This window comes from Dongia soli, assembly GCF_034044715.1.
GTDB classification, from domain to species: Bacteria; Pseudomonadota; Alphaproteobacteria; order Dongiales; family Dongiaceae; genus Dongia_B; species Dongia_B soli.
Map to the genome: position 1 here is coordinate 1 of NZ_JAXCLW010000015.1, position 21,834 is coordinate 21,834.

Consider the following 21,834-nt stretch of genomic DNA (forward strand, 5'->3'; position numbering starts at 1 on the left):
ATGAAGGCCTGCGCTTCGCGATCCGCGAAGGCGGCCGCACGGTCGGCGCCGGCGTCGTCGCCGCCATCATCGAGTAAAGAACAAAGGTATATGGCTTGCTGGCGCCGGGGCATTCGGCGCCCGGTGCCGGCAAACTGAAGGACAATAAGATGGATAGTCAAAATATCCGTATCCGCCTGAAGGCGTTTGATCATCGCGTGCTTGATCAGTCGACGGGCGAGATCGTGAGCACGGCGAAGCGGACTGGTGCGCAGGTGCGCGGCCCGATCCCCCTGCCGACGCGTTTGGAAAAGTTCACGGTGAACCGTTCGCCGCACATCGACAAGAAGAGCCGCGAGCAGTTCGAAATTCGTACCCATAAGCGTCTGCTGGACATCGTCGATCCGACGCCGCAGACCGTGGACGCGCTGATGAAGCTTGATCTCGCCGCCGGTGTCGACGTCGAGATCAAGTTGAAGAATTGAGGAGCGGGACGATGCGTACGGGTCTGATCGCCCAGAAGCTGGGTATGAGCCGCATCTTCGCCGACGACGGCGCCCATGTGCCGGTGACGGTGCTGAAGGTCGATAACTGCCAGGTCGTCGAAGTGCGCACCGAAGAGAAGCATGGCTACAATGCCGTGCAGCTCGGTGTCGGTAAGGCGAAGGTGAAGAACGTCTCGAAAGCTGAGCGCGGCCGTTTCGCCCAGGCGAAGGTCGAGCCGAAGAAGAAATTGGTCGAGTTCCGCGTCGCCAAGGACGCCCTGCTGGATGTCGGCGCCGAATTGTCGGTGACGCATTTCCTGCCGGGGCAGTTCGTCGATGTGACCGCCAACACCGTCGGCAAGGGCTTTGCCGGTGCGATGAAGCGTTGGAATTTCGGTGGTCTGCGTGCGTCGCACGGTGTCTCCGTGTCGCATCGTAGCCATGGTTCGACCGGTAACCGCCAGGATCCGGGTCGTACGTTCCCGGGCAAGAAGATGGCGGGTCATCTGGGTGACGAACGCGTCACGACCCAGAACCTGAAGATCGTCGCCACCGACGAAGCCCAGGGTCTGATCATGGTGCAGGGTTCGGTGCCCGGTCACGAAGGTTCCTTCGTGCTGGTGCGCGATGCTGTGAAGCGCGCGCGGCCGAAGGATGCGCCTTATCCGGCAGCCCTCAAGGGCAAGTCGGAAGCGGCGGCGTAAGAAGGACGATCGGTCATGAAACTCAAGATTACCGATATCGATAACAAGGCTGCCGGCGAGGTCGAAATCGACGATGCCGTTTATGCCGATATCTTCGGTCGCGAAGTCCGCAAGGACATCTTGGCGCGTGCCGTGAACTGGCAGCTGGCGAAGCGCCGTGCCGGTACGCACAAGACCAAGGAAATTGGCGACGTGCAAGGCACGACGAAGAAGCCGTACAACCAAAAGGGCACGGGTAATGCTCGCCAGGGTTCGCTGCGTTCGCCGCAGTTCCGTGGCGGTGCGACCATTTTCGGTCCGGTTCCGCGCAGCCATGCGCATGACTTGCCGAAGAAGGTCCGCAAGCTGGCCCTGAAGACGGCGCTGTCGGCCAAGCAGGCTGAAGGCAAGCTGGTGATCTGGTCGGGGGCGGACGCCACCGGCAGGACCAAGGATCTGTCGGCCAAGCTCGACAAGCTCGGCTGGAAGTCGGTCCTTGTCATCGACGGCGCTGAGGTGAACGAAAAGTTCGCACTGGCCGCCCGCAATATTCCGGGCGTCGATGTGCTGCCGCAGCAGGGCGCCAATGTGTACGACATCCTCCGTCGCGATACCTTGGTTCTGACCAAGGGCGCGGTGGAGTCTCTGGTGGAGCGTTTGAAATGAGCCGCGCACGTCCGATGGGAAAGCCGGTGGTGAAGCTGAGCGAGAGCGCCATGTTCGAGCTTATTCGCCGTCCGGTCGTGACCGAAAAGAGCACGCTGGGCTCGCAGCATAACCAAGTGACCTTCCGGGTGCCGCTGGATGCCAGCAAGCCGGAGATCAAGGCTGCGGTCGAAGGTGTCTTCAAGGTCAAGGTGACGGCCGTCAACACCCTGCGCGTCGAAGGCAAGACCAAGGTCTTCCGCGGCAACAAGGGCAAGCGCGCCGATTATAAGAAGGCGGTGGTGACGTTGGCCGAAGGCAACACCATCGACGTCACGACGGGAGTCTAAGCGATGGCGTTGAAAACCTATAAGCCGACATCTGCAGGCGTTCGCCATCTGGTGACCGTGGATCGTTCGGAACTGCACAAGGGCAAGCCCGTCAAGGCGCTGACCGAAGGCAAGAGCAAGAGCGGTGGCCGCAACAATTACGGCCGTCTGGTTTCGTTCCGGAAGGGCGGCGGTCACAAGCAGCGCTACCGTCTGGTCGATTTCAAGCGCGGCAAGTTCGACATGCCGGCGACCGTCGAGCGGTTGGAATACGATCCGAACCGTACGGCGTTCATCGCCCTGATCAAATATCAGGACGGCGAGCTGGCTTATATCCTGGCGCCGCAGCGCCTGAAGGCCGGCGACGTGGTCGTCTCGGGCGAGCGCGTCGACGTGAAGCCGGGCAATGCCATGCCGCTGAAGAACATTCCGGTCGGCACCATCGTCCACAATGTCGAGCTGAAGGCCGGCAAGGGCGGCCAGATGGCCCGTGCCGCCGGCGCCTTCGTTCAGCTGGTCGGCCGCGACCAGGGCAATGCCCTGCTGCGCCTGTCTTCCGGCGAAGTTCGCATGGTGAAGACGGAATGCATGGCCACCATCGGTGCGGTCAGCAATCCGGACAACCAGAACACCGTGATCGGCAAGGCCGGCCGCGCGCGCTGGCTGGGCCGCCGCCCGACCGTCCGTGGTATCGCCATGAACCCGGTCGACCACCCGCATGGCGGTCGTACCAACGGTGGTCGCGCCTGGGTTACCCCCTGGGGCAAGCCCACCAAGGGTAAGAAGACTCGTCATAACAAGAAGACGGACGGCCAGATTATTCGCCGCCGTCAGGCTAGCAAGTAAGGAGGGCGACGAAAGTGGCTCGCTCTGTTTGGAAAGGTCCGTTTGTCGACGGCTATCTGCTGAAGAAGTCGGAAGCTACTCGCGCTTCGGGCCGTAACGAAGTGATCAAGACCTGGTCGCGGCGCTCGACAATTCTGCCGCAATTCGTGGGTCTGACGTTCGGCGTCTATAACGGCCAGAAGTTCCTGCCGGTTCTCGTCACCGAGAACATGATCGGCCACAAGTTCGGCGAATTCTCGCCGACCCGGAACTTCCCCGGCCATGCCGCCGACAAGAAGGCGAAGAGGGCCTAAGACGATGAGCAAGGCAAAGACGCCGCGCGCGCAGAAGGACAATGAAGCGAAGGCAGCTGCCTCCGTTATTCAGGCCAGCCCGCGCAAAGTTAACCTGGTGGCGCAGATGATCCGCGGCCTTGGAGCTCAGCCGGCAGTTGCCGCGCTGACCTTCTCGAAGCGCCGTGTCGCCAACGACGTGAAGAAGGTTCTGCAGGCGGCGATCGCCAATGCCGAGAACAATCATTCGCTCGATGTCGATCGTCTGTATGTCGCCGAGGCTCATGTCGGCCGCAGCTTCAAGCTGAAGCGCTTCCATGCACGTGCGCGTGGCCGCGGCGTGCGGGTGGTGAAGACCTGGAGCAATCTGACTGTGATCGTGCGTGAGCGCGAGGAGAAGGCGTAATGGGACAGAAAGTCAACCCGATCGGCCTGCGCGTCGGCATCAATCGGACCTGGGACTCGCGGTGGTTCGCGGGCAAGGATTACGCCGATCTGCTGCACGAAGATCTGCGCCTGAAGAAGTATCTGACGGAGCGTCTGGCTCAGGCCGGTGTCGCGCGCGTCATCATCGAGCGCCCGGCGAAAAAGGCCCGCATCACCATTCACACCGCCCGTCCCGGCGTCGTGATCGGTAAGAAGGGTGCCGACATCGAGAAGCTGCGCAGCGATCTCAGCAAGATGACCGGTTCCGAAGTCAGCCTGAACATCATCGAAATCCGCAAGCCGGAAATCGATGCCAAGCTGATCGCCGACAATATCGCTCAGCAGCTGGAACGCCGCGTTGCCTTCCGCCGCGCCATGAAGCGCGCGGTGCAGTCGGCGATGCGCTTGGGTGCCCTTGGCATCCGGATCAACTGCTCCGGCCGTCTTGGCGGCGCTGAAATCGCCCGTATGGAATGGTACCGCGAAGGTCGTGTGCCGCTGCATACCCTGCGTGCCGAGATCGATTACGGCGAAGGCACGGCGAAGACCACCTATGGCACCTGCGGTGTCAAGGTTTGGGTCTTCAAGGGTGAGATCATGGCGCATGACCCGATGGCCATGGATAAGCGGGCGACGGAGCATCAGACGGCGCGCTAAGCCCGTCTGACCAGGAATAAGGAAGACATAAGATGCTCTCTCCGAAGCGAACGAAATATCGCAAGGCTCACAAGGGCCGCATTCACGGCAACGCCAAGGGCGGCACCACGCTCGCCTTCGGCGCCTTCGGCCTGAAGGCCGTCGAGCCGGAACGGATCACGGCACGCCAGATCGAAGCGGCGCGTCGTGCGATCACCCGCCACATGAAGCGTGTCGGCAAGGTGTGGATCCGCGTTTTCCCGGACGTTCCGGTCAGCCGCAAGCCGGCCGAAGTCCGCATGGGCTCCGGCAAGGGCTCGCCGGAATACTGGGTTTGCCGCGTTCATCCCGGCCGCATCCTGTTTGAGCTGGATGGCGTGTCCAAGGAGCTCGCGCAGGAAGCCTTTACACTGGCGGCCGCAAAGCTGCCGGTGAAGACCCGCATCATCTCCCGCCTCGGCGACGAGTAAGCGGTAGAAGGAACCGGATTATGAAAGCAGAAGATTTGCGCACCAAGACGCCGGATCAGCTCAAGGCTGATCTCGTCAGCCTGAAGAAGGAAGCGTTCAACCTGCGATTCCAGCAGGCGAACGGTCAGTTGGAGAACACGGCGCGGGTGCGGACAGTCCGCCGCGATATCGCCCGGGTTCAGACCTTCCTGAACCAGAAGGCTTCCGCTCAGGGCTGATGGCCCCGGGGCGAGGGATTAGGAGAGAAGGTATGCCAAGGCGAGTTTTGCAAGGCACCGTGGTGAGCGACAAGAACGACAAGACCGTCATTGTGTCGGTCGAGCGTCGCGTCATGCACCCGGTCTATAAGAAGTTCATCCGCCGCTCGAAGCGTTATGCGGCGCATGACGAGGGTAATGCGCACAAGATCGGTGACGTGGTGTTCATCCGCGAATGCCGGCCTATTTCGAAGTCCAAGCGTTGGGAAGTGGTGGATGAGTCCGCTGCTGCCGGCGCGAATTAAGAAAGAAGGAATCCAACCATGATCCAGATGCAGACGAACCTGGATGTGGCCGATAATTCCGGCGCACGCAGGGTGCAGTGCATCAAGGTGCTGGGCGGTTCGAAGCGCCGTTTTGCGACCGTTGGCGACGTTATCGTCGTCTCGATCAAAGAGGCGATCCCGCGCGGCAAAGTGAAAAAGGGCGACGTGCATCAAGCCGTCATCGTGCGCACGGCGAAGGAAATCCGCCGCGCCGATGGCAGCGCGATCCGCTTCGACCGGAATGCGGCCGTCCTGATCAACAAGCAGGGCGAGCCGATCGGCACCCGTATCTTCGGCCCGGTGACCCGCGAGCTCCGTGCCAAGAAGTTCATGAAGATCATCTCGCTGGCTCCCGAAGTGCTTTAAGCATCGGGGTAGAGAGCGAAAGGTTCAGGTGCTGAGATGGCAACGAAGCTGAAAGTTAAGAAGGGCGACAAGGTGGTTGTGATCACCGGTCGCGACAAGGGTAAGACGGGTGAAATCCTGAAGGTGCTGCGCGAAGAGAACCGCGTGCTCGTGCAGGGCGTGAATGTCGTGAAGCGGCATCAGCGCCAGGCGATGGGCGTCGAGGGCGGCATCATCGAAAAGGAAGCGCCGATTCACGTTTCCAACGTGGCCCATATCGACCCGAAGACGCAGAAGCCGACCCGCGTCGGTTTCAAGATGGAGGGCGACAAGAAGGTCCGTATTGCTCGCCGCTCCGGCGAAAGCATTGAGTGAGGGAGCGCGTCATGGCAACCCGTATGCAAGAACACTACGCCAAGGTCGTGCGCCCGGCGTTGATGCAGGAATTCCAGTACAAGAATGACCTGCAGGTGCCGCGGATCGAGAAGATCGTGATCAACATGGGTGTCGGCGAAGCGACTGCTGATTCCAAGAAGATCAACCAGGCCGTTGAAGAACTGACCGCGATCGCCGGCCAGAAGCCGGTGGTGACGAAGGCCCGCAAGTCGATTGCGACCTTCAAGCTGCGCGAAGGTATGAATATCGGCTGCAAGGTCACGTTGCGTCGCGACCGGATGTACGAATTTCTCGATCGCCTGATCACCATTGCGCTGCCGCGCGTCCGCGACTTCCGCGGCGTCAAGGGCAACAGCTTTGATGGCCGTGGCAATTACTGCCTGGGCCTGAAGGAACAGTTGGTGTTCCCGGAAATCGATTACGACAAGGTCGACAAGGTTCGTGGCATGGACATCGTCATCGTGACCTCGGCCAAGACCGATGCTGAAGCCAAGGCGCTGCTGAAGGGCTTTCAGATGCCCTTCACGAATTGAGCCGCGGGCTGGAGGAGATAACATGGCTAAGACAAGTGCCATTCAGAACAACAAGAAGCGCGAGCGCATGGTGAAGCAGTATGCCGCCCGGCGTGCCCGCTTGAAGGCGATTGCCGATAACGAGGCATTGCCGATGGAAGAACGTTTCGCCGCCCGCCTGAAGCTGGCGGAATTGCCGCGCAATTCCTCGAAAGTGCGGATCCGCAACCGTTGCGAATTGAGCGGCCGTCCGCGCGCCGTCTATCGCAAGTTCAAGCTGTCGCGTATCGCGCTGCGTGAACTGGCCTCGACCGGGCAGATCCCGGGCGTGGTCAAGTCGAGCTGGTAAGGAGGATATGAGATCATGGCAATGAATGATCCCCTCGGCGATATGCTGACCCGCATCCGGAACGGCCAGAAGGCCCGGATGCAGTCGGTGCGCTCGCCGGCCTCCCGGCTGCGCGCCAACGTGCTCGAAGTTCTGAAGCGCGAAGGTTACATCCGTAACTACAGCGCCGAGAATGAGAAGCCGGGCGGTGAACTCGTGATCGAGTTGAAGTATCACGAAGGCGAGCCGGTAATCCGCGAGATCAAGCGCGTTTCGACCCCGGGTCGTCGCGTCTATTCGAAGATCGCCGATCTGCCGCGCTTCTATAACGGCCTCGGCATCTCCATCCTCTCGACGCCGCGCGGCGTCATGTCGGACAGCGAAGCTCGCACCGCGAATGTCGGCGGCGAAGTGCTGTGCCGCGTGTTCTAAGGAGACTGACAGATGTCTCGCGTTGGTAAGAACCCGGTTGCCATTCCGCAGGGCGTCACCGTTGAGGTGGCCGGTGGCGTTGCGACTGTGAAAGGCAAGCTCGGCACCATGAAGCTGCCGGTGAGCAGCCATGTGTCGGTCACCGTCGAAGACGGCAAGGTTTCGGTGAAGCCGCTGACCCAGAGCAAGGATGCGCGAATGATGTGGGGTACGACCCGCGCCAATCTGCGCAACCTGGTGACGGGTGTCAGCACCGGCTACACCAAGAACCTGGAAATCAACGGCGTCGGCTACCGCGCTTCCGTGCAGGGCAAGAACCTGCAGCTCCAGCTCGGTTTCAGTCATGACGTGCTGTACCCGATCCCGGAAGGCATCACGATCAAGTGTGACAAGCCGACCTCGATCTCCATCACCGGTTTCGACCGGCAGCGCGTTGGTCAGGTGGCGGCGGAGATTCGCGGCTATAAGCGTCCCGAGCCCTATAAGGGCAAGGGTATCAAATACGATACCGAGACCATCCTGCGTAAAGAAGGCAAGAAGAAGTAAGGATCGGCCATGTCGAAAGCGAAAGAACTCTTTACTCGGCGCCAGGCGCGTGTGCGCACGGCGATCCGGAAGAAGTCTGACGGTCGGCTCCGGCTGTCCGTCTATCGTTCCAGCCTGCACATCTATGCGCAGATCATCGACGACACGAAGGGGGAGACCCTGGCTGCCGCATCGACGATCGATAAGGATCTGAAGGCGAAACTCAAGACCGGTGCGACGGTCGATGCTGCCAAGGAAGTTGGTAAGCTGATCGCAGCTCGCGCCGCCGAAAAGGGCATCAAAGAAGTGGTGTTCGATCGCGGCGGTTACATCTATCACGGCCGCGTCAAGGCGCTGGCTGATGCGGCCCGCGAAGGCGGTCTGTCGTTCTAAGCAAGGATTGCGAAATGGCACGTGCAGCAAAATCGGAACGTCGCGATCGGGAGCAGCGGGAACGCGCTCAGGAAGTCGAGCTGATCGAAAAGCTCGTCGGCATCAATCGCGTCGCGAAGGTTGTTAAGGGCGGTAAGCGCTTTGGCTTCGCCGCGATCGTCGTTGTCGGCGACGGCAAAGGCCGCGTCGGTCATGGTACCGGCAAGGCGCGCGAAGTTCCCGAAGCGATCCGCAAGGCGACGGAACATGCGAAGCGGTCGATGATCCGCGTTCCGCTCCGCGAGGGTCGGACGCTGCATCATGACGTGAACGGCCACTATGGCGCCGGTCGCGTGGTGATGCGGGCAGCGGATGCCGGTACCGGTATTATCGCCGGCGGTCCGGTCCGCGCGATCTTCGAAGCGCTCGGCGTTCATGACGTCGTCGCCAAGTCGGTCGGGACCTCGAACCCGCACAACATGATCAAGGCGGCGATGGACGCCCTGTCGCAGTGCAGCTCGCCCCGTTCGGTGGCGGCGCGCCGTGGCAAGAAAGTGGGCGAGGTTTTCGGTAGCCGTAAGGGTGCCGAAGCCGAGATCCGCGAATAAGGCAGGTGAATGATGGCAAAGCTGAAGATCACCCAGGTCGGTAGCCCGATCGGGCGTCCGAAGGAGCAGGAAGCGACGTTGATCGGCCTCGGCCTCAACAAGATGAACCGCAGCCGCGAGGTCGAGGATACGCCGTCGATCCGCGGCATGTTGCGAGCGGTACAGCACCTGGTCCGCGTCGAAGCGGCGAAGTAATCAGGGTTGGGCGGCGCGGGAGACCGAAGCCGCCCATCGAATAGGGAAATGAGATCATGAAACTCAACCAGCTCTCTGACAATCAGGGCGCCCGCAAGAGCCGCATTCGCGTCGGCCGCGGTATCGGCTCCGGCAAGGGCAAGACCGGCGGGCGAGGCGGCAAGGGCCAGACGGCTCGTTCCGGCGTGGCGATCAACGGTTTCGAAGGCGGCCAGATGCCGCTGTTCCGCCGCCTGCCGAAGAAGGGCTTCAACAACATTTTCCGCCAGGATTTCGTGGTGGTGAATGTCGGCACCCTGCAGCAGGCGATCGAGGACAAGCGCTTGGATGCCGGCAAGACGGTGACGGCGCAGGTGCTGAAGGAAGCCGGTATTATCAACCGCGTGCTCGACGGCATCCGCCTCTTGAACAAAGGCAATCTTAAGAGCAAGTTAACCATTGAAGTTGCCGGTGCTTCCAAGGCCGCTATCGAAGCGGTCGAGAAGGCGGGCGGTTCGGTGGTCGTCAAGGCGCCCAAGGTGCCTGCCGAGAAGGCCGCCAAGGCTTAATATTGCGTAACCGAAGGGAACAGAACGGTCATGGCCTCGGCGGCTGAACAGCTTGCGGCGAATATCAATTTCGGCGCTTTCGCCAAAGCGACCGAGCTCAAGAATCGTATCTGGTTCACTTTAGGTGCGCTCGTCGTTGCCCGCATCGGGGCCTATATCCCCCTGCCGGGCATCGACGCGCAGGCATTTGCAGCCTTCTTCGCCCAGCATTCCGGCGGGGTGCTCGGCATGGTCGATATGTTCGCCGGCGGCGCCATCAGCCGCATGACGATCTTCGCCCTCGGCATCATGCCGTATATCTCGGCCTCCATTATCATCCAGCTTCTGACATCGGTTTCGCCGCAATTGGAAGCGCTGAAGAAGGAGGGCGAGAGCGGCCGCAAGAAGATCAATCAATATACCCGCTACGGTACGGTTGCCCTCGGGGTCATCCAGGCCTTTGCCATAGCGCGTGGCCTTGCCGCGATGTCCGGCCCGAGTGGCGGTGTCGTGAACAATCCCGATATCTTCTTCTATGTCGCGACGATCAGCAGCCTGGTCTGCGGTACCATGTTCCTGATGTGGATTGGCGAGCAGATCACCTCGCGCGGTATCGGCAACGGCATCTCGCTGATCATTTTCGCCGGTATTGTTGCGCGCCTGCCGACCGCGGTCGGCCAGTTGTTCGAGCAGCTGCGCACCGGGTCGATCAGCCCGATTTTCGTGCTCGCGGTGCTGGTCCTGGCGATTGCTGTCATCACCTTCATCGTTTTCTTCGAGCGGGCCCAGCGCCGGGTGGTCATCCAGTATCCGAAGCGCCAGGTCGGCAATAAGATGTATGGTGGCGAGAACTCGCATCTGCCGTTGAAACTGAACAGCTCCGGCGTGATTCCGCCGATCTTTGCCTCGTCACTGCTGCTCCTGCCGCTGACCGTTGCCGGTTTTTCCGGTAATCCTGCAGCTGCGGGCGCCGGCGGCTGGTTCGACACGGTCATGCAGGACATCCAGCTCTATGTCGGCCACGGCAAGCCAGCTTACATCGCGCTTTACGTGGCGCTGATTGTCTTCTTTTCCTTCTTCTATACCGCGATTGTCTTCAATCCCGAGGAGACCGCGGACAATCTGAAGAAGTATGGCGGCTTCGTGCCGGGTATCCGGCCGGGCAAGAATACGTCTGATTATCTGGACTATGTTCTAACGCGGTTAACGGTGCTCGGCGCAGCTTATCTCTGCTTTGTCTGCGTCCTGCCGGAGATTCTGATCTCGCAATATGCCATTCCGTTCTATTTCGGCGGTACGAGCTTGCTGATCGTCGTCTCGGTGACCATGGATACGGTCGCGCAGATACATTCGCACCTGTTGGCGCATCAGTATGAAGGGCTTATTAAAAAGGCCAAACTGAAAGGACGCCGGGGGTGAAGCTGATACTGCTGGGTCCGCCAGGGGCGGGCAAGGGGACACAGGCCAAACGTCTGTTCGAAAAACATAAGCTGGTGCAGTTGTCGACCGGTGACATGTTGCGCGCCGAGGTGGCGTCGGGCAGCGAGTTGGGCCAGCAGGCCAAGAAGGTGATGGAGGCCGGACAGTTGATGCCGGACAACATCATTATCGACATGATTTCGAAGCGTATCGACGCGCCGGATTGCCGTAACGGCTTCGTACTGGACGGTTTTCCCCGGACGGAAGGTCAGGCGATCGCGCTTGACGATATGCTGAGCAAGAAGGGTGGCCATATCGACGCGGTGATTGAACTCGCCGTGGACGAGGGCGCCCTGATCGAACGAGTTTCCGGGCGGTTCGCCTGCGCCAAATGTGGTGCCGGCTACCATGACAAATTTCAACGCCCGAAAAAGGATGGCGTCTGTGATGTTTGCGGTGGAACAGAGTTCATCCGCCGCAAGGATGACAATGCTGAAACGGTGAAAGCCAGGCTGGTTGCCTATCGCGAGCAAACCGCCCCGATTCTCCCCTATTACCGGGCGAAAGGGCTGCTCCAGCAGGTGGATGGCATGGCCGATTTGGATGACGTAACCACGGCAATCGACGCCGTGCTGGCGAAGGTCCGTAAGTAACCCATTGGGTTCTTTCGTAAATTTCGTGTCTTTTGAGGCGGGATTGGCGATTGACGGGGGCGCGAATCTGCATATAATGCGCGCCTCTCGACCACCTTGGGTGACCGGGCCTTCGGGCACGCCCAGATCCGTGTAAATGAGGAGACTGACAGTGGCGCGTATTGCTGGCGTCAACATTCCGACGCAAAAGCGAGTAATCATCGCTTTGACCTACATTCACGGCATTGGCCCGGTGAAGGCTAAGGAGATTTGCGGCAAGGTCGGTATTCCGGCCGAACGTCGCGTCAACCAGCTCTCGGACGCCGATGTCGTCCGCATCCGCGAAGTGATCGACCAGGATTATCGCGTGGAAGGCGATCTTCGTCGTGAAGTTGCCATGAACATCAAACGTTTGATGGATCTTGGCTGCTATCGCGGCCTGCGTCACCGTAAGGGCCTGCCGGTCCGCGGTCAGCGCACCCACACCAATGCCCGCACGCGTAAGGGCCCGGCGAAGGCGATCGCCGGCAAGAAGAAGTAATTCCGGTCGCCGACCGGCCGGTTAAGGAACGGAAAGATAATGGCCAAGGCTCCAGCTAATGCCCAGCGCGTTCGTCGTCGCGAGCGCAAGAACATCACCTCCGGCATCGCGCATGTGAATGCCAGCTTCAACAACACCATGATCACCATCACGGATGATCAGGGCAACACCGTGGCTTGGTCTTCGTCCGGTGCCCAGGGCTTTAAGGGCTCGCGCAAGTCGACGCCGTATGCTGCCCAGGTTGCCGCCGACAACGCAGCCAAGAAGGCGGCCGAGCACGGCGTGAAGATGCTGGAAGTGGAAGTGAAGGGCCCGGGTGCCGGCCGTGAATCGGCGCTGCGTGCGCTGCAGGCCGCGGGGTTCACCATCACGTCGATCCGTGACGTGACGCCGATCCCGCATAATGGTTGCCGGCCGCCCAAGCGGCGCCGCGTCTAAGATTGTTTCAGCCGGCCCCCTGAGTGGGGCCGGCCCTCTATAGCGGCCATCAGCGGAATTAATCCCGCGATTAGATTAGAAGGTTGGCCGCACGGTTTTCGAGGCGAGAGCGATTGGATGGCTGCTCGCCGTTTTGCATGAGGAAAGTCGCTGTGATTCAGAAGAACTGGACCGAGCTGATCAAGTCGAACAAGAAGATCGACACGAGCGGCGATGGCAAGCGCTTTGCTACGATCGTCGCCGAACCGCTGGAACGCGGTTTTGCGCTGACCCTGGGCAATGCGTTGCGTCGTGTGCTGCTATCGTCGCTGCAGGGTGCTGCGGTGACCGCCGTTCATATCGACGGTGTGCTGCATGAATTCTCGTCGATCCCGGGCGTGCGGGAAGATGTCACCGACATCATCCTGAACATCAAGACGATCGCGCTGCGTATGGGCGGCGATGGTCCGAAGCGGATGCGTCTCAAGGCCCAGGGCCCGGGCGAAGTGAAGGCTGGCCAGATCGAAACCGGCCATGACATCGAGATCCTCAACCCGGATCTGGTGATCTGCACCCTCGACCAGGGCGCCAATCTGTCGATGGAGTTCACCGTCGAAAGCGGCAAGGGCTATGTTCCGGCCTCGCAGAACCGTCCGGAAGATGCGCCGATCGGCCTGATTCCGGTGGATGCGATCTTCAGCCCGGTGCGCAAGGTCTCCTACAAGGTCGATAACAGCCGCGTCGGTCAGGTGACTGACTATGACAAGCTGTCGATGCAGATCGAGACCAACGGCGCGATCTCCCCTGAAGATTCCGTGGCGATCGCTGCCCGCATTCTGCAGGACCAGTTGCAGCTATTCATCAATTTCGAAGAGCCCTCGGCTGCGACCGAAGAATCCAAGGCCGTGGAGCCGCCGTTCAACAAGAACCTGCTGCGCAAGGTCGACGAGCTGGAGCTTTCGGTCCGCTCGGCCAATTGTTTGAAGAACGACAACATCGTCTATATCGGCGATCTCGTTCAGAAGACCGAAGCGGAAATGCTCCGCACGCCGAATTTCGGCCGCAAGTCGCTGAACGAAATCAAGGAAGTGCTGGCGCAGATGGGCCTCCATCTCGGTATGGAAATTCCCAACTGGCCGCCGGAAAATATCGAAGAGATGGCGAAGCGGCTCGACGAACCGTATTGAGCCGTCTGAGCCGTAGGATTGGGCCATGGTGGCCCGTCCTGCCGTACATGGCGCCGATCATTAACTGTCAGTGATCGGCGACCGCGGCGGTGGGAAGTGTAATCGGTTTCGCCCTTGCCGAGGGCAGGCGAGGCCAAGCGAGAGAGGAGATGTCAAATGCGTCACGGAGTTAGCGGCCGCAAGCTGAATCGGACCAGCAGCCACCGTAAGGCGATGTTCAACAATCTGGCCCATGCCCTGGTAAAGCATGAGCAGATCAAGACGACCCTTCCCAAGGCGAAGGACCTGCGCCCGATCGTTGAAAAGCTGGTGACGCTAGGCAAGCGGGGCGGCCTGCATGCCCGCCGGCAGATCCTGGCCTCGCTGAAGGACGAGAAGATGGCTGAAAAGCTGCTGACCGTTCTTGCCGAGCGTTACAAGAACCGCAATGGCGGCTATACCCGCGTCCTGAAGGCCGGTTTCCGCTATGGTGATATGGCGCCGATGGCAGTGATCGAGTTCGTCGACCGCGACCCGGCCGCCAAGGGTCAGGATTCTGGCCCGAAGCAGGTTGCTGATGCGGAGGAAGGCGAAGCCGCCCAGGCTTAAGGTCTTTCCGGATCGAGATGATTGAAGGGCAGCCGCGAGGCTGCCCTTTTGCATTCTTCGATCCGACCACCATATCATTAGCCAAAACAACAATTCTGGAGTTGAGCCGAAAAATGTTCCGCCGCGCACTGTTCCTGCTGATGTTTTCGATGATTGGCAGTTTTGCGCTGACCGGCCCGGGCAGGGCCGATACGGTCGTTCCATCATCAACCGCGCAGATCGAACTGAGTTTTGCTCCAGTGGTCAAACGCGTGGCGCCATCGGTCGTCAATATCTATACCCGCAAGGTGGTGCAGGAACAGCTCGTCTCGCCGTTTTTCAACGACCCTTTTTTCCGGCAATTCTTCGGCGATGAGTCCCAGTTCGGCAGGCCGCGCGAGCGCGTGCAGAATTCGCTTGGTTCCGGTGTGATCCTGCGAGCCGATGGCTTGGTCGTCACCAATAACCACGTCATCAAGGGCGCCGACCAGATCACCGTCGTGCTTAATGACGGCCGGGAATTCGAGGCGAAGGTGATTGCTGCGGAAGAACAGCTCGATCTTGCGCTGCTGCGGGTGGATACCAAGGGCGAGAAACTCCCGCCGCTGGAGCTGCGCGATTCCGATGATCTGGAAGTGGGCGATCTGGTGCTGGCGATTGGCAATCCCTTCGGTGTCGGTCAGACTGTGACCAGCGGTATTGTTTCCGGTCTCGCAAGGACACGGACCGGCATCAATGATTTCGGCTTTTTCATTCAGACCGACGCGGCGATCAATCCCGGGAATTCCGGTGGGGCGCTGGTGACGATGGATGGGCGCGTCGTCGGCATCAATACCGCGATTTTCTCGAAGACCGGTGGATCGGTCGGCATCGGCTTCGCCATTCCCAGCAACATGGTGAAGGCGATGATCAGTGCGGAGGCCAATGGCGGCAAATTCGTGCGGCCATGGATCGGCGCTTCAGGGGAAGAGCTGACCGCGGAAATTGCGAAGAGCCTGGGACTGCCGAAGCCGGGCGGTGTGGTGATCAAGCAGGTCTATCCCGATGGTCCTGCCGTGCGGGCGGGCATCAAGCCGGGCGACGTGATCACGGCGGTCAATGGCAAGCCGGTTAACGATCCCGAGGCGCTGCGTTTCCGGCTGGCGACGCTGCAATTGGGCACGCCGGCGACACTTGAGATCATGAGCCGGGGCGAGAGCCGCGAGGTCAAGATCGACCTGATCGCAGCACCGAAGACACCGGCCCCGGATGAACAGATCATCAAGGGGCGCAACCCGCTATCGGGCGCCGTGGTGGCCAATCTGTCCCCCGCACTGTCGGAGGAACTGTCGATCGCGCCCTGGAGCGGTGTCGTCGTGACCAAGGTGCGGCGCGGCAGCTTCGCCGACCAATTCAATCTGCAGCCGGGCGATGTCATCATGAAGCTGAACAATCACAGTATCGATACGGTGGAACAGCTGGTGGAGGCGGTGGCGAAAGAGGCGGACGAATGGCTGATTACCATTAATCGTGGTGGCCAAGTGAAGACCTTACGGATCGATTGACGGAGGGTATGTGAGCGGTCTCTTCGAACAACAAGCGCCGCGTCCTCTGGCCGACCGTCTGCGGCCCAGCCGGCTCGAGGAGATTGTGGGGCAGGACCATCTGATCGGCCCGGATGGTCCGATCGGCCGGATGATCCAATCGGGCCGTCTGTCCTCGATGATCCTGTGGGGGCCGCCGGGCTGCGGCAAGACGACCCTCGCACGCTTGATCGCGGAAAGCAGCGGCCTGCATTTCGAGATGCTTTCAGCGATCTTCAGCGGTGTTGCCGATCTGCGCAAAATTTTCGATGCGGCCCGTCAACGCCGCGCGATCGGTGAAGGAACCCTGCTGTTCATCGATGAGATCCATCGCTTCAACCGCAGCCAGCAGGACGGTTTCCTGCCTTATGTCGAGGATGGTACGGTCATTCTGGTGGGCGCCACGACCGAAAATCCGTCCTTCGAATTGAACGCGGCTCTGCTCTCGCGCTGTCAGGTATTTGTTCTCAATCGACTGGACCACGAGGACCTGTCGCAGCTTCTTATGCGAGCAGAAGAGGCGATGGAGAATAAGCTGCCGCTGATCCGGGAAGCCCGCGATGCACTGATTGCCATGGCGGACGGCGACGGGCGTTATCTGCTCAATATGGCAGAAGAGCTGTTCCGTTTTCCGCCGGATACGGAGCTCGACGTCAACCAGCTCACCAAGGCCGTCAATCGTCGCGCGCCGCTTTATGACAAGGCGCAAGAAGGGCATTACAACCTTATTAGCGCGTTGCACAAATCCTTGCGCGGTTCGGATACCGATGCCGCACTCTACTGGTTCGGCCGCATGCTGGCGGGCGGTGAAGATCCCAAATATATTGCACGCCGCCTGGTGCGTTTTGCGGTCGAGGATATCGGTTTGGCGGATCCGGCGGCCCTGACCCAAGCCCTAGCGGCCTGGGATGCCTATGATCGCCTAGGCTCGCCGGAAGGAGAATTGGCGATTGCTCAGGCGGTGATTTATCTGGGAACCGCGCCAAAATCCAATGCCGCTTACACCGCCTTTAAATCGGCGATGCGATCGGCGAAGGAGACGGGGTCGGTGATGCCGCCGAAGCATATCTTGAACGCGCCGACAAAGTTGATGAAGCAACTCGGCTATAGCGACGGCTATCAATACGATCACGACGATCCGGAGGGATTTTCAGGCCAGAATTATTTCCCGGACGACCTGCCGCGCCAGCGTTTCTATCGGCCGGTCGAACGCGGCTTCGAGCGGGAATTGCTGAAACGCCAGGAATATTGGGATCGACTGCGGTCGCGCAAGCAGAACAGTGATGACTGATTTCGGCATGGCTGTGTTGCGGCGCTGGAAGCGGCCGGACAACTGCTTTGATCTTGTCGCCACGAAAAGCTGGGGTTAGGGTTTTTGCTTCATGTCCGTTGGGGAGCGGACGAGTGCGATGAGAAACTGGGGATAGGTAGAGCGGGATGCAGGATTATTTGTCACCGGAGCGCAATAGAGCGGCCCTTCTGACCATCGATGTGCAACGGGACTTTGTTCTGCCAACCGGGCCGGCTTCGAGCAGCGGCGCGGCCGTCGCTGTTCCCCAGATACAGCGCCTGGTGCGCGCCTTTCGCGCCGTGAATGCGCCGATCGTCCATGCCACACGCCTCTATCGCTGCGACGGATCGAATGTTGATCTGTGCCATCGTGCCTCGATCGAGGCCGGCGCCCGTATCGTCATGCCGGGCACCCTTGGCGCCGAATTGATCGATGAGGTAAAGCCCGAAGCTGCGCCGCGCCTGCAACCGGATCTGCTGCTGAGCGGCAAGTTGCAGGAGATCGGCAGCAACGAGTGGATCTGCTACAAATCGCGTCTCTCCGCCTTTTTCCAGACACCGATTGAAGATCATTTGAAGTCTCTCGGCATCACCACCATCGTCATTTGCGGCATCGATTTCCCCACCTCGCCGCGTTCCACCGTTTACGCCGCCAGCAACCGAGATTTCCGCATCCTCCTCGCGACGGATGCGATCTCCTGCGCCACGGATGCCGGCCTTGATGAATTGGCGGCCATCGGCGTGTACTTGATGGGCACGGACCAGTTGCTCGACTGGTTAAGCCGCAGCCGCGCGGCGGCCTGATCCCAGACCATGACGGGAGTAACCCAGATCGAAGTTGCCGCCGAAGACGGCGAGCAGCGCCTGGATCGCTGGTTCAAGCGGCGTTTCCCGGCAATCGGCCATGGCCGATTGGAAAAGCTGCTGAGAACCGGCCAAATTCGGGTCGATGGCAAGCGCGTCAAAGCGAGCGACCGGCTGATTCCAGGACAAGTGGTGCGTGTGCCACCCCTGGGTGAGGCAGCGGCAGAGACGACGGACAATGCTGCGGCACCGGCAAAAGACAAGCGCCGTCAGGCAACCGTGTCGGAACGCGATGCGCGGATGCTGCGTGAGGCTGTGCTTTATCAGGACGACGATGTCATCGTGATCAATAAGCCGGCCGGCCTTGCTGTCCAGGGTGGCAGCGGGCTCAGCCGCAATCTCGACGACATGCTGACGGCCTTGCAATTCGATGCCAAGGAAAAGCCGCGCCTGGTGCATCGGCTGGATCGCGATACCAGTGGCGTTCTGGTGCTCGCCAGATCGATACAGGCAGCACAGCGCCTTGCCGAGGCTTTCCGTCATAAAGATGCGAAGAAAATCTATTGGGCAGTGACAGTCGGTACCCCTAAATTGTCGCGCGGCAAGATCGATGCTTCGTTGCTGAAGCAAGGCGGCCAAGGCCGCGAGCGCGTACAGATCGATGATGAAGGAAAGCGCGCCGTTACCTTTTTCACCGTGCTGGACCGAGTCGGAACCAAAGCAGCCTGGCTGGCGCTGATGCCGATGACGGGCAGGACCCACCAATTGCGCGCGCATTGCCTGGCGCTCGGCACACCGATCTTGGGCGATGGAAAATATGCCGGTGCCGGTGCCTATATCGCGCGCGAAGCGGTCTCGCGGCAATTGCACCTGCATGCGCGGCGTTTGATCCTGCCACATCCCAAGCGGGGCATCATCGATGTAACGGCGCCGCTGCCGTCGCATATGGAGAGCACCCGCGATTTCTTCGGATTTGCCGACAGCTTTGACGAAGATCCCTTCGTCGATCTCGATGTCTGATCCATCCGATCTGCTCAGGCAACTTGGCCGCTTTCGCCTGATCGTCTTCGATTGCGACGGGACGCTGGTGGATAGCCAGCACAATATCATCGCTGCGGTGGAGCGGGTCTGGCGAAGCATCGACATGCAGCCACCCTCGGCTGACCTCATCCGGCGTCAGGTTGGCTTGTCCGTCGAGGCGGCGATCGCCCGCATGGCGCCCGATGCGGATGCGGTCGTTCATCGGCGCTTAGGCGAGGCCTTCCTGGCCTTGAAAGCGCAATTGCAGGCCGAGCATCGGCTAGAAGAACCGCTTTATCCGGGCATCCGCGATCTCATTCACGGGTTGGACCATCCGGAGCTGTTTTTGGGAATTGCCACGGGTAAAGGCCGCGCCGCACTCGACTACACATTGCAGAAGCAGCAATTGGCCGACCGCTTTCACACGCTCCAAACCGCTGACCGATGCCGGGGCAAACCGGATCCTGAGATGATGCTGAAGGCCATCGACGAGACCGGGATGCAGCCGCACCAATCGGTGATGATCGGCGATACCAGCTTCGATATGGAAATGGCGCGGGCAGCCGGTGCGACAGCGGTCGGTGTCGCTTGGGGATATCATCAGGCAGAGGAATTACGGCAAGCGGGCGCGCATGCTGTGATCGACCATCCGTCGCAATTGACCGGCTGGTTATCGCGGCTTTCGGCGGCATAACGGCTGGAACGAAGGGCCGGTTCGGTCATTTGTCTAAAAAAACGCGGCAATGATTGTAGGGCGCTGCTTCGGCCGCTAGAATCGCCGGACGTTTTTTGAAGTGATCTCGCCCATGGGTTTGAAGACATTCCTGACTGGCTTGGCCCTGGTCTTGGTCGGCCTCCTAGCGATTGCCGTGACGGCGTTGAAATCGGTGGATTTCAACGCCTATAAGGATTTTGTCGCCCAGCAGGTCAAGGTGGCGCTGGGGCGCGACCTGGTCATCGCCGGCGATGTTAGTATCTCGATCGGTCTGCGGCCGCATCTGACCGCGAAACAGATCATTCTGCGGAACGCGTCCTGGAGCGATCAACCGCAGATGGTCGCCCTGGACCAGATCGATGCGGGGATCGAATTGCTGCCGCTGTTGTTCGAGCAGATCCGGCTCCGCGATGTCACCTTATCCGGCGGCCAGATCATCCTGGAGCGAAATAAGGAGGGTATTGGCAATTGGGCCTTTGACGGCGCTGCGAGTAATGGCGATACGCCGACGCCCCTGCCCGATATCGGCAAGCTCTCGATCGAAAATTTCAAGCTCCGTTATCGCGATCCCGTCCGTCGTCAGGACGTCAGCATGGTGGTGTCGAAATTCAGCGCCAGAACCGCGGCCGATCGCGGCCCGGTCAGTTGGAGCCTGGATGGCACGGTCGACAAGTCCGCCGTCAATCTCAGGGGAACCTTGGGGACGCTCAGTCAACTTGCCGCTGGACCATCACCGGTCAATATCCGCGGGACGGTCGCCGAGACCGGGATCCAGATCGTCGGCACGGTTCAAAACGCGATGAACCTCACGGGCTGGGATGTCGATCTGCAACTCGCCGGCAATGATGGGTCAAAGGTCAATCCGCTGCTCGGCCTCTCTCTGCCGCAGACACAGCCATTCAAACTGACAACCCATGTGACCGATCCCGAGGACGGATACCATTTCGATCACCTGCAATTGGCTGTCGGCGGCAGTAAGATGAACGGCATCGTGGTCGTCGCGGCCAAGCAGCCGTCGCCCTTTGTGCGATTGCAGGTCACGGCAGATCGCATCGATCTCGCCGATTTCGGTTTCGCGCCGGCAGCGCAGAAAAACCCATCAGCAAATACAGGACCTATCTTCGACAGGACTGCATGGGGGCTCGACTGGATGCGCAATGTCGATGCCGATGTGGCCCTGACGGTGCGGGAGTTGCTGCGAGGTCAGCCGGTCTTGAAGGACGGGGAGGTGGACCTCTCGCTCAGGAACGGCGTGCTGACCCTGCAATCGCTGCAGGCGGCGATGGGAAACGGGACGATCCATGCGGTTGGCGTCGTTCATGTCGATACCGAAATACCGTCACTCGAGATGACGGTAACTGGCCAGCGGATCAATTCGGCGCCTTTGCTGGCCGCGACAGGTCTGTCGGATGTGCTATCGGCTGGCGATCTCGATCTGGATCTTGCGCTTAACGGCCCGGCAACTTCCGAGCACGGCCTGATGTCCAGTCTTTCGGGCACGGCGAGCTTTTCCGCCGGCAGCGGCACATTGCGCAGCAGTTTTGTCCGACTTTTGCTCGCCGATGCGACGAAGCTCCTGATGCATGGCGGTACCGCCGATGCGGCGCGAGTCAGTTGCGTTGCAGGCGGGTTCGAGATCGATGGTGGCGTCGCGCATACGCGTGGGGTCGTCCTCGACACGCCGGGTGCCGCTGTCGTCGGCGTCGGCAATATCGATCTGGGGCGCGAAAGCCTACATATGCGGCTGGATTCGAAATCGAAGGAAGTCAGCCTTGCAGCCCTGGCTGTGCCGGTAATCGTTTCCGGCGATTTGCGCCATCCCGTGGTGACGCCGGATCCCGTCGGCGCGATCGGCAATGCCTCTGATTTCGTTGCCGGTACAGCCGATTACGTCTCCTTGGGCGCGCTCTCCGCCTTGACCGGCCTGGGGAAAGAAAAATCGCTGGGGGACAATCCTTGCGCCGCGCTGGCAGCTGGGGGAGGCAAGCGAAGCTCCGTTGGCGACAAGATCAAGCAAGGGGCCGATACGGTTGGAAGCGGCGCAAAACAGGCCATTCAGGGTATCAGCAAAGGTGCCGGCAGCGTAACCAAGGATGTCGGCAAGGAACTCGGCAATGGTCTCAACAGCCTGTTCGGCAATTAGGGA

At 60.4% G+C, this 21,834-nt stretch carries 34 protein-coding genes; all 34 read left to right on the forward strand.

Annotation, left to right across the window (positions count from 1 at the left end):
• On the forward strand, positions 1 to 77 hold a 77-nt coding region (locus SMD27_RS23495; protein ID WP_320510947.1), incomplete at its 5' end, for an EF-Tu C-terminal domain-related protein.
• Positions 78 to 149: 72 nt separating this feature from the next.
• Positions 150 to 464, forward strand: a complete 315-nt coding sequence (gene rpsJ / locus SMD27_RS23500) for a 30S ribosomal protein S10 (RefSeq protein ID WP_320510948.1) — start codon at positions 150 to 152, stop codon at positions 462 to 464.
• An 11-nt stretch (positions 465 to 475) separates the two neighbouring features.
• Complete coding sequence (rplC, locus tag SMD27_RS23505; RefSeq protein WP_320510895.1) at positions 476 to 1,168, forward strand: 50S ribosomal protein L3; 693 nt, start codon at positions 476 to 478, stop codon at positions 1,166 to 1,168.
• Between the two features lie 15 nt (positions 1,169 to 1,183).
• On the forward strand, positions 1,184 to 1,813 hold the full coding sequence (rplD, locus tag SMD27_RS23510; RefSeq protein ID WP_320510896.1) for a 50S ribosomal protein L4: 630 nt from the start codon (positions 1,184 to 1,186) through the stop codon (positions 1,811 to 1,813).
• 14 nt (positions 1,814 to 1,827) lie between these two features.
• Positions 1,828 to 2,142 (forward strand): 50S ribosomal protein L23, encoded by a 315-nt coding sequence (locus SMD27_RS23515; protein WP_320510949.1) that lies wholly within the window; start codon positions 1,828 to 1,830, stop codon positions 2,140 to 2,142.
• Between the two features lie 3 nt (positions 2,143 to 2,145).
• Complete coding sequence (gene rplB / locus SMD27_RS23520) at positions 2,146 to 2,967, forward strand: 50S ribosomal protein L2 (RefSeq protein WP_320510897.1); 822 nt, start codon at positions 2,146 to 2,148, stop codon at positions 2,965 to 2,967.
• Positions 2,968 to 2,981: 14 nt separating this feature from the next.
• On the forward strand, positions 2,982 to 3,260 hold the full coding sequence (gene rpsS / locus SMD27_RS23525; RefSeq protein ID WP_320510898.1) for a 30S ribosomal protein S19: 279 nt from the start codon (positions 2,982 to 2,984) through the stop codon (positions 3,258 to 3,260).
• 4 nt (positions 3,261 to 3,264) lie between these two features.
• Entirely contained in the window at positions 3,265 to 3,645 is a 381-nt protein-coding gene (gene rplV / locus SMD27_RS23530; RefSeq protein WP_320510899.1) for a 50S ribosomal protein L22, read from the forward strand.
• Positions 3,645 to 4,322, forward strand: a complete 678-nt coding sequence (gene rpsC, locus SMD27_RS23535) for a 30S ribosomal protein S3 (protein WP_320510900.1) — start codon at positions 3,645 to 3,647, stop codon at positions 4,320 to 4,322. The genes rplV and rpsC overlap by 1 nt, the downstream gene beginning before the upstream one ends.
• 32 nt (positions 4,323 to 4,354) lie before the next feature.
• Complete coding sequence (rplP, locus tag SMD27_RS23540; RefSeq protein ID WP_320510901.1) at positions 4,355 to 4,771, forward strand: 50S ribosomal protein L16; 417 nt, start codon at positions 4,355 to 4,357, stop codon at positions 4,769 to 4,771.
• A 17-nt stretch (positions 4,772 to 4,788) separates the two neighbouring features.
• The gene (rpmC, locus tag SMD27_RS23545) at positions 4,789 to 4,989 is read left to right on the forward strand and encodes a 50S ribosomal protein L29 (RefSeq protein ID WP_320510950.1); all 201 of its coding nucleotides are present in this window, start codon (positions 4,789 to 4,791) and stop codon (positions 4,987 to 4,989) included.
• 32 nt (positions 4,990 to 5,021) lie between these two features.
• Positions 5,022 to 5,273 carry a 30S ribosomal protein S17 gene (gene rpsQ / locus SMD27_RS23550; protein WP_320510902.1) on the forward strand — a complete coding sequence of 84 codons (252 nt, stop codon included), beginning with the start codon at positions 5,022 to 5,024 and terminating at the stop codon, positions 5,271 to 5,273.
• Between the two features lie 18 nt (positions 5,274 to 5,291).
• The gene (gene rplN, locus SMD27_RS23555; protein WP_320510903.1) at positions 5,292 to 5,660 is read left to right on the forward strand and encodes a 50S ribosomal protein L14; all 369 of its coding nucleotides are present in this window, start codon (positions 5,292 to 5,294) and stop codon (positions 5,658 to 5,660) included.
• 36 nt (positions 5,661 to 5,696) lie between these two features.
• Positions 5,697 to 6,014: a 50S ribosomal protein L24 gene (gene rplX, locus SMD27_RS23560; protein ID WP_320510904.1), complete on the forward strand. Its 318-nt coding sequence runs from the start codon at positions 5,697 to 5,699 to the stop codon at positions 6,012 to 6,014.
• A gap of 11 nt (positions 6,015 to 6,025) precedes the next feature.
• Complete coding sequence (gene rplE, locus SMD27_RS23565) at positions 6,026 to 6,568, forward strand: 50S ribosomal protein L5 (protein WP_320510905.1); 543 nt, start codon at positions 6,026 to 6,028, stop codon at positions 6,566 to 6,568.
• Between the two features lie 22 nt (positions 6,569 to 6,590).
• Positions 6,591 to 6,896, forward strand: a complete 306-nt coding sequence (rpsN, locus tag SMD27_RS23570) for a 30S ribosomal protein S14 (protein ID WP_320510906.1) — start codon at positions 6,591 to 6,593, stop codon at positions 6,894 to 6,896.
• 15 nt (positions 6,897 to 6,911) lie between these two features.
• Positions 6,912 to 7,307 (forward strand): 30S ribosomal protein S8, encoded by a 396-nt coding sequence (gene rpsH / locus SMD27_RS23575; protein ID WP_320510907.1) that lies wholly within the window; start codon positions 6,912 to 6,914, stop codon positions 7,305 to 7,307.
• 12 nt (positions 7,308 to 7,319) lie between these two features.
• The gene (gene rplF, locus SMD27_RS23580) at positions 7,320 to 7,853 is read left to right on the forward strand and encodes a 50S ribosomal protein L6 (RefSeq protein WP_320510908.1); all 534 of its coding nucleotides are present in this window, start codon (positions 7,320 to 7,322) and stop codon (positions 7,851 to 7,853) included.
• A gap of 9 nt (positions 7,854 to 7,862) precedes the next feature.
• Complete coding sequence (rplR, locus tag SMD27_RS23585) at positions 7,863 to 8,225, forward strand: 50S ribosomal protein L18 (RefSeq protein ID WP_320510909.1); 363 nt, start codon at positions 7,863 to 7,865, stop codon at positions 8,223 to 8,225.
• A 14-nt stretch (positions 8,226 to 8,239) separates the two neighbouring features.
• Positions 8,240 to 8,812 carry a 30S ribosomal protein S5 gene (gene rpsE / locus SMD27_RS23590; RefSeq protein ID WP_320510910.1) on the forward strand — a complete coding sequence of 191 codons (573 nt, stop codon included), beginning with the start codon at positions 8,240 to 8,242 and terminating at the stop codon, positions 8,810 to 8,812.
• Between the two features lie 9 nt (positions 8,813 to 8,821).
• Positions 8,822 to 9,007, forward strand: a complete 186-nt coding sequence (gene rpmD, locus SMD27_RS23595; protein WP_379990179.1) for a 50S ribosomal protein L30 — start codon at positions 8,822 to 8,824, stop codon at positions 9,005 to 9,007.
• A gap of 56 nt (positions 9,008 to 9,063) precedes the next feature.
• Positions 9,064 to 9,555 (forward strand): 50S ribosomal protein L15, encoded by a 492-nt coding sequence (gene rplO / locus SMD27_RS23600; protein WP_320510911.1) that lies wholly within the window; start codon positions 9,064 to 9,066, stop codon positions 9,553 to 9,555.
• Positions 9,556 to 9,585: 30 nt separating this feature from the next.
• On the forward strand, positions 9,586 to 10,953 hold the full coding sequence (gene secY / locus SMD27_RS23605) for a preprotein translocase subunit SecY (protein WP_320510912.1): 1,368 nt from the start codon (positions 9,586 to 9,588) through the stop codon (positions 10,951 to 10,953).
• Entirely contained in the window at positions 10,950 to 11,606 is a 657-nt protein-coding gene (locus SMD27_RS23610) for an adenylate kinase (protein WP_320510913.1), read from the forward strand. Before secY ends, SMD27_RS23610 begins: the two co-directional genes overlap by 4 nt.
• A 151-nt stretch (positions 11,607 to 11,757) precedes the next feature.
• Entirely contained in the window at positions 11,758 to 12,126 is a 369-nt protein-coding gene (gene rpsM, locus SMD27_RS23615; RefSeq protein WP_320510914.1) for a 30S ribosomal protein S13, read from the forward strand.
• Positions 12,127 to 12,165: 39 nt separating this feature from the next.
• A complete protein-coding gene (gene rpsK, locus SMD27_RS23620) occupies positions 12,166 to 12,564 on the forward strand; it encodes a 30S ribosomal protein S11 (RefSeq protein ID WP_320510915.1) in 399 nt (132 codons plus the stop codon).
• A 152-nt stretch (positions 12,565 to 12,716) separates the two neighbouring features.
• Positions 12,717 to 13,730, forward strand: coding sequence for a DNA-directed RNA polymerase subunit alpha (locus SMD27_RS23625; protein ID WP_320510916.1), 1,014 nt, complete (start codon positions 12,717 to 12,719; stop codon positions 13,728 to 13,730).
• A 156-nt stretch (positions 13,731 to 13,886) separates the two neighbouring features.
• On the forward strand, positions 13,887 to 14,318 hold the full coding sequence (rplQ, locus tag SMD27_RS23630; protein WP_320510917.1) for a 50S ribosomal protein L17: 432 nt from the start codon (positions 13,887 to 13,889) through the stop codon (positions 14,316 to 14,318).
• Between the two features lie 113 nt (positions 14,319 to 14,431).
• A complete protein-coding gene (locus SMD27_RS23635; RefSeq protein ID WP_320510918.1) occupies positions 14,432 to 15,841 on the forward strand; it encodes a DegQ family serine endoprotease in 1,410 nt (469 codons plus the stop codon).
• Between the two features lie 10 nt (positions 15,842 to 15,851).
• Positions 15,852 to 17,150, forward strand: a complete 1,299-nt coding sequence (locus tag SMD27_RS23640; RefSeq protein WP_320510919.1) for a replication-associated recombination protein A — start codon at positions 15,852 to 15,854, stop codon at positions 17,148 to 17,150.
• Between the two features lie 146 nt (positions 17,151 to 17,296).
• Positions 17,297 to 17,953, forward strand: a complete 657-nt coding sequence (locus tag SMD27_RS23645; protein WP_320510920.1) for a cysteine hydrolase family protein — start codon at positions 17,297 to 17,299, stop codon at positions 17,951 to 17,953.
• 9 nt (positions 17,954 to 17,962) lie between these two features.
• A complete protein-coding gene (locus SMD27_RS23650) occupies positions 17,963 to 18,973 on the forward strand; it encodes an RluA family pseudouridine synthase (protein WP_320510921.1) in 1,011 nt (336 codons plus the stop codon).
• Positions 18,966 to 19,667: an HAD-IA family hydrolase gene (locus tag SMD27_RS23655; protein ID WP_320510922.1), complete on the forward strand. Its 702-nt coding sequence runs from the start codon at positions 18,966 to 18,968 to the stop codon at positions 19,665 to 19,667. The genes SMD27_RS23650 and SMD27_RS23655 overlap by 8 nt, the downstream gene beginning before the upstream one ends.
• A 112-nt stretch (positions 19,668 to 19,779) precedes the next feature.
• Positions 19,780 to 21,831, forward strand: coding sequence for an AsmA family protein (locus SMD27_RS23660; RefSeq protein ID WP_320510923.1), 2,052 nt, complete (start codon positions 19,780 to 19,782; stop codon positions 21,829 to 21,831).
• Positions 21,832 to 21,834: the final 3 nt, after the last annotated feature.

Excerpts from the sequence above, each read along its gene's own strand:
- rplF (WP_320510908.1), top strand. The coding sequence starts at position 7,320 with ATGTCTCGCGTTGGTAAGAACCCGGTTGCCATTCCGCAGGGCGTCACC.
- rpsN (WP_320510906.1), top strand. The coding sequence starts at position 6,591 with ATGGCTAAGACAAGTGCCATTCAGAACAACAAGAAGCGCGAGCGCATG.
- rpsK (WP_320510915.1), top strand. The coding sequence starts at position 12,166 with ATGGCCAAGGCTCCAGCTAATGCCCAGCGCGTTCGTCGTCGCGAGCGC.
- rpsC (WP_320510900.1), top strand. The coding sequence starts at position 3,645 with ATGGGACAGAAAGTCAACCCGATCGGCCTGCGCGTCGGCATCAATCGG.
- rpsE (WP_320510910.1), top strand. The coding sequence starts at position 8,240 with ATGGCACGTGCAGCAAAATCGGAACGTCGCGATCGGGAGCAGCGGGAA.
- rplD (WP_320510896.1), top strand. The coding sequence starts at position 1,184 with ATGAAACTCAAGATTACCGATATCGATAACAAGGCTGCCGGCGAGGTC.
- rplB (WP_320510897.1), top strand. The coding sequence starts at position 2,146 with ATGGCGTTGAAAACCTATAAGCCGACATCTGCAGGCGTTCGCCATCTG.
- rplR (WP_320510909.1), top strand. The coding sequence starts at position 7,863 with ATGTCGAAAGCGAAAGAACTCTTTACTCGGCGCCAGGCGCGTGTGCGC.
- SMD27_RS23635 (WP_320510918.1), top strand. The coding sequence starts at position 14,432 with ATGTTCCGCCGCGCACTGTTCCTGCTGATGTTTTCGATGATTGGCAGT.
- secY (WP_320510912.1), top strand. The coding sequence starts at position 9,586 with ATGGCCTCGGCGGCTGAACAGCTTGCGGCGAATATCAATTTCGGCGCT.
- rpmD (WP_379990179.1), top strand. The coding sequence starts at position 8,822 with ATGATGGCAAAGCTGAAGATCACCCAGGTCGGTAGCCCGATCGGGCGT.
- SMD27_RS23515 (WP_320510949.1), top strand. The coding sequence starts at position 1,828 with ATGGGAAAGCCGGTGGTGAAGCTGAGCGAGAGCGCCATGTTCGAGCTT.
- rpsJ (WP_320510948.1), top strand. The coding sequence starts at position 150 with ATGGATAGTCAAAATATCCGTATCCGCCTGAAGGCGTTTGATCATCGC.
- rplQ (WP_320510917.1), top strand. The coding sequence starts at position 13,887 with ATGCGTCACGGAGTTAGCGGCCGCAAGCTGAATCGGACCAGCAGCCAC.
- rplP (WP_320510901.1), top strand. The coding sequence starts at position 4,355 with ATGCTCTCTCCGAAGCGAACGAAATATCGCAAGGCTCACAAGGGCCGC.
- SMD27_RS23645 (WP_320510920.1), top strand. The coding sequence starts at position 17,297 with ATGCAGGATTATTTGTCACCGGAGCGCAATAGAGCGGCCCTTCTGACC.
- rplC (WP_320510895.1), top strand. The coding sequence starts at position 476 with ATGCGTACGGGTCTGATCGCCCAGAAGCTGGGTATGAGCCGCATCTTC.
- SMD27_RS23655 (WP_320510922.1), top strand. The coding sequence starts at position 18,966 with ATGTCTGATCCATCCGATCTGCTCAGGCAACTTGGCCGCTTTCGCCTG.
- rpsQ (WP_320510902.1), top strand. The coding sequence starts at position 5,022 with ATGCCAAGGCGAGTTTTGCAAGGCACCGTGGTGAGCGACAAGAACGAC.
- SMD27_RS23650 (WP_320510921.1), top strand. The coding sequence starts at position 17,963 with ATGACGGGAGTAACCCAGATCGAAGTTGCCGCCGAAGACGGCGAGCAG.
- rpsH (WP_320510907.1), top strand. The coding sequence starts at position 6,912 with ATGGCAATGAATGATCCCCTCGGCGATATGCTGACCCGCATCCGGAAC.
- rplV (WP_320510899.1), top strand. The coding sequence starts at position 3,265 with ATGAGCAAGGCAAAGACGCCGCGCGCGCAGAAGGACAATGAAGCGAAG.
- SMD27_RS23660 (WP_320510923.1), top strand. The coding sequence starts at position 19,780 with ATGGGTTTGAAGACATTCCTGACTGGCTTGGCCCTGGTCTTGGTCGGC.
- rplX (WP_320510904.1), top strand. The coding sequence starts at position 5,697 with ATGGCAACGAAGCTGAAAGTTAAGAAGGGCGACAAGGTGGTTGTGATC.
- rplO (WP_320510911.1), top strand. The coding sequence starts at position 9,064 with ATGAAACTCAACCAGCTCTCTGACAATCAGGGCGCCCGCAAGAGCCGC.
- rplE (WP_320510905.1), top strand. The coding sequence starts at position 6,026 with ATGGCAACCCGTATGCAAGAACACTACGCCAAGGTCGTGCGCCCGGCG.
- rplN (WP_320510903.1), top strand. The coding sequence starts at position 5,292 with ATGATCCAGATGCAGACGAACCTGGATGTGGCCGATAATTCCGGCGCA.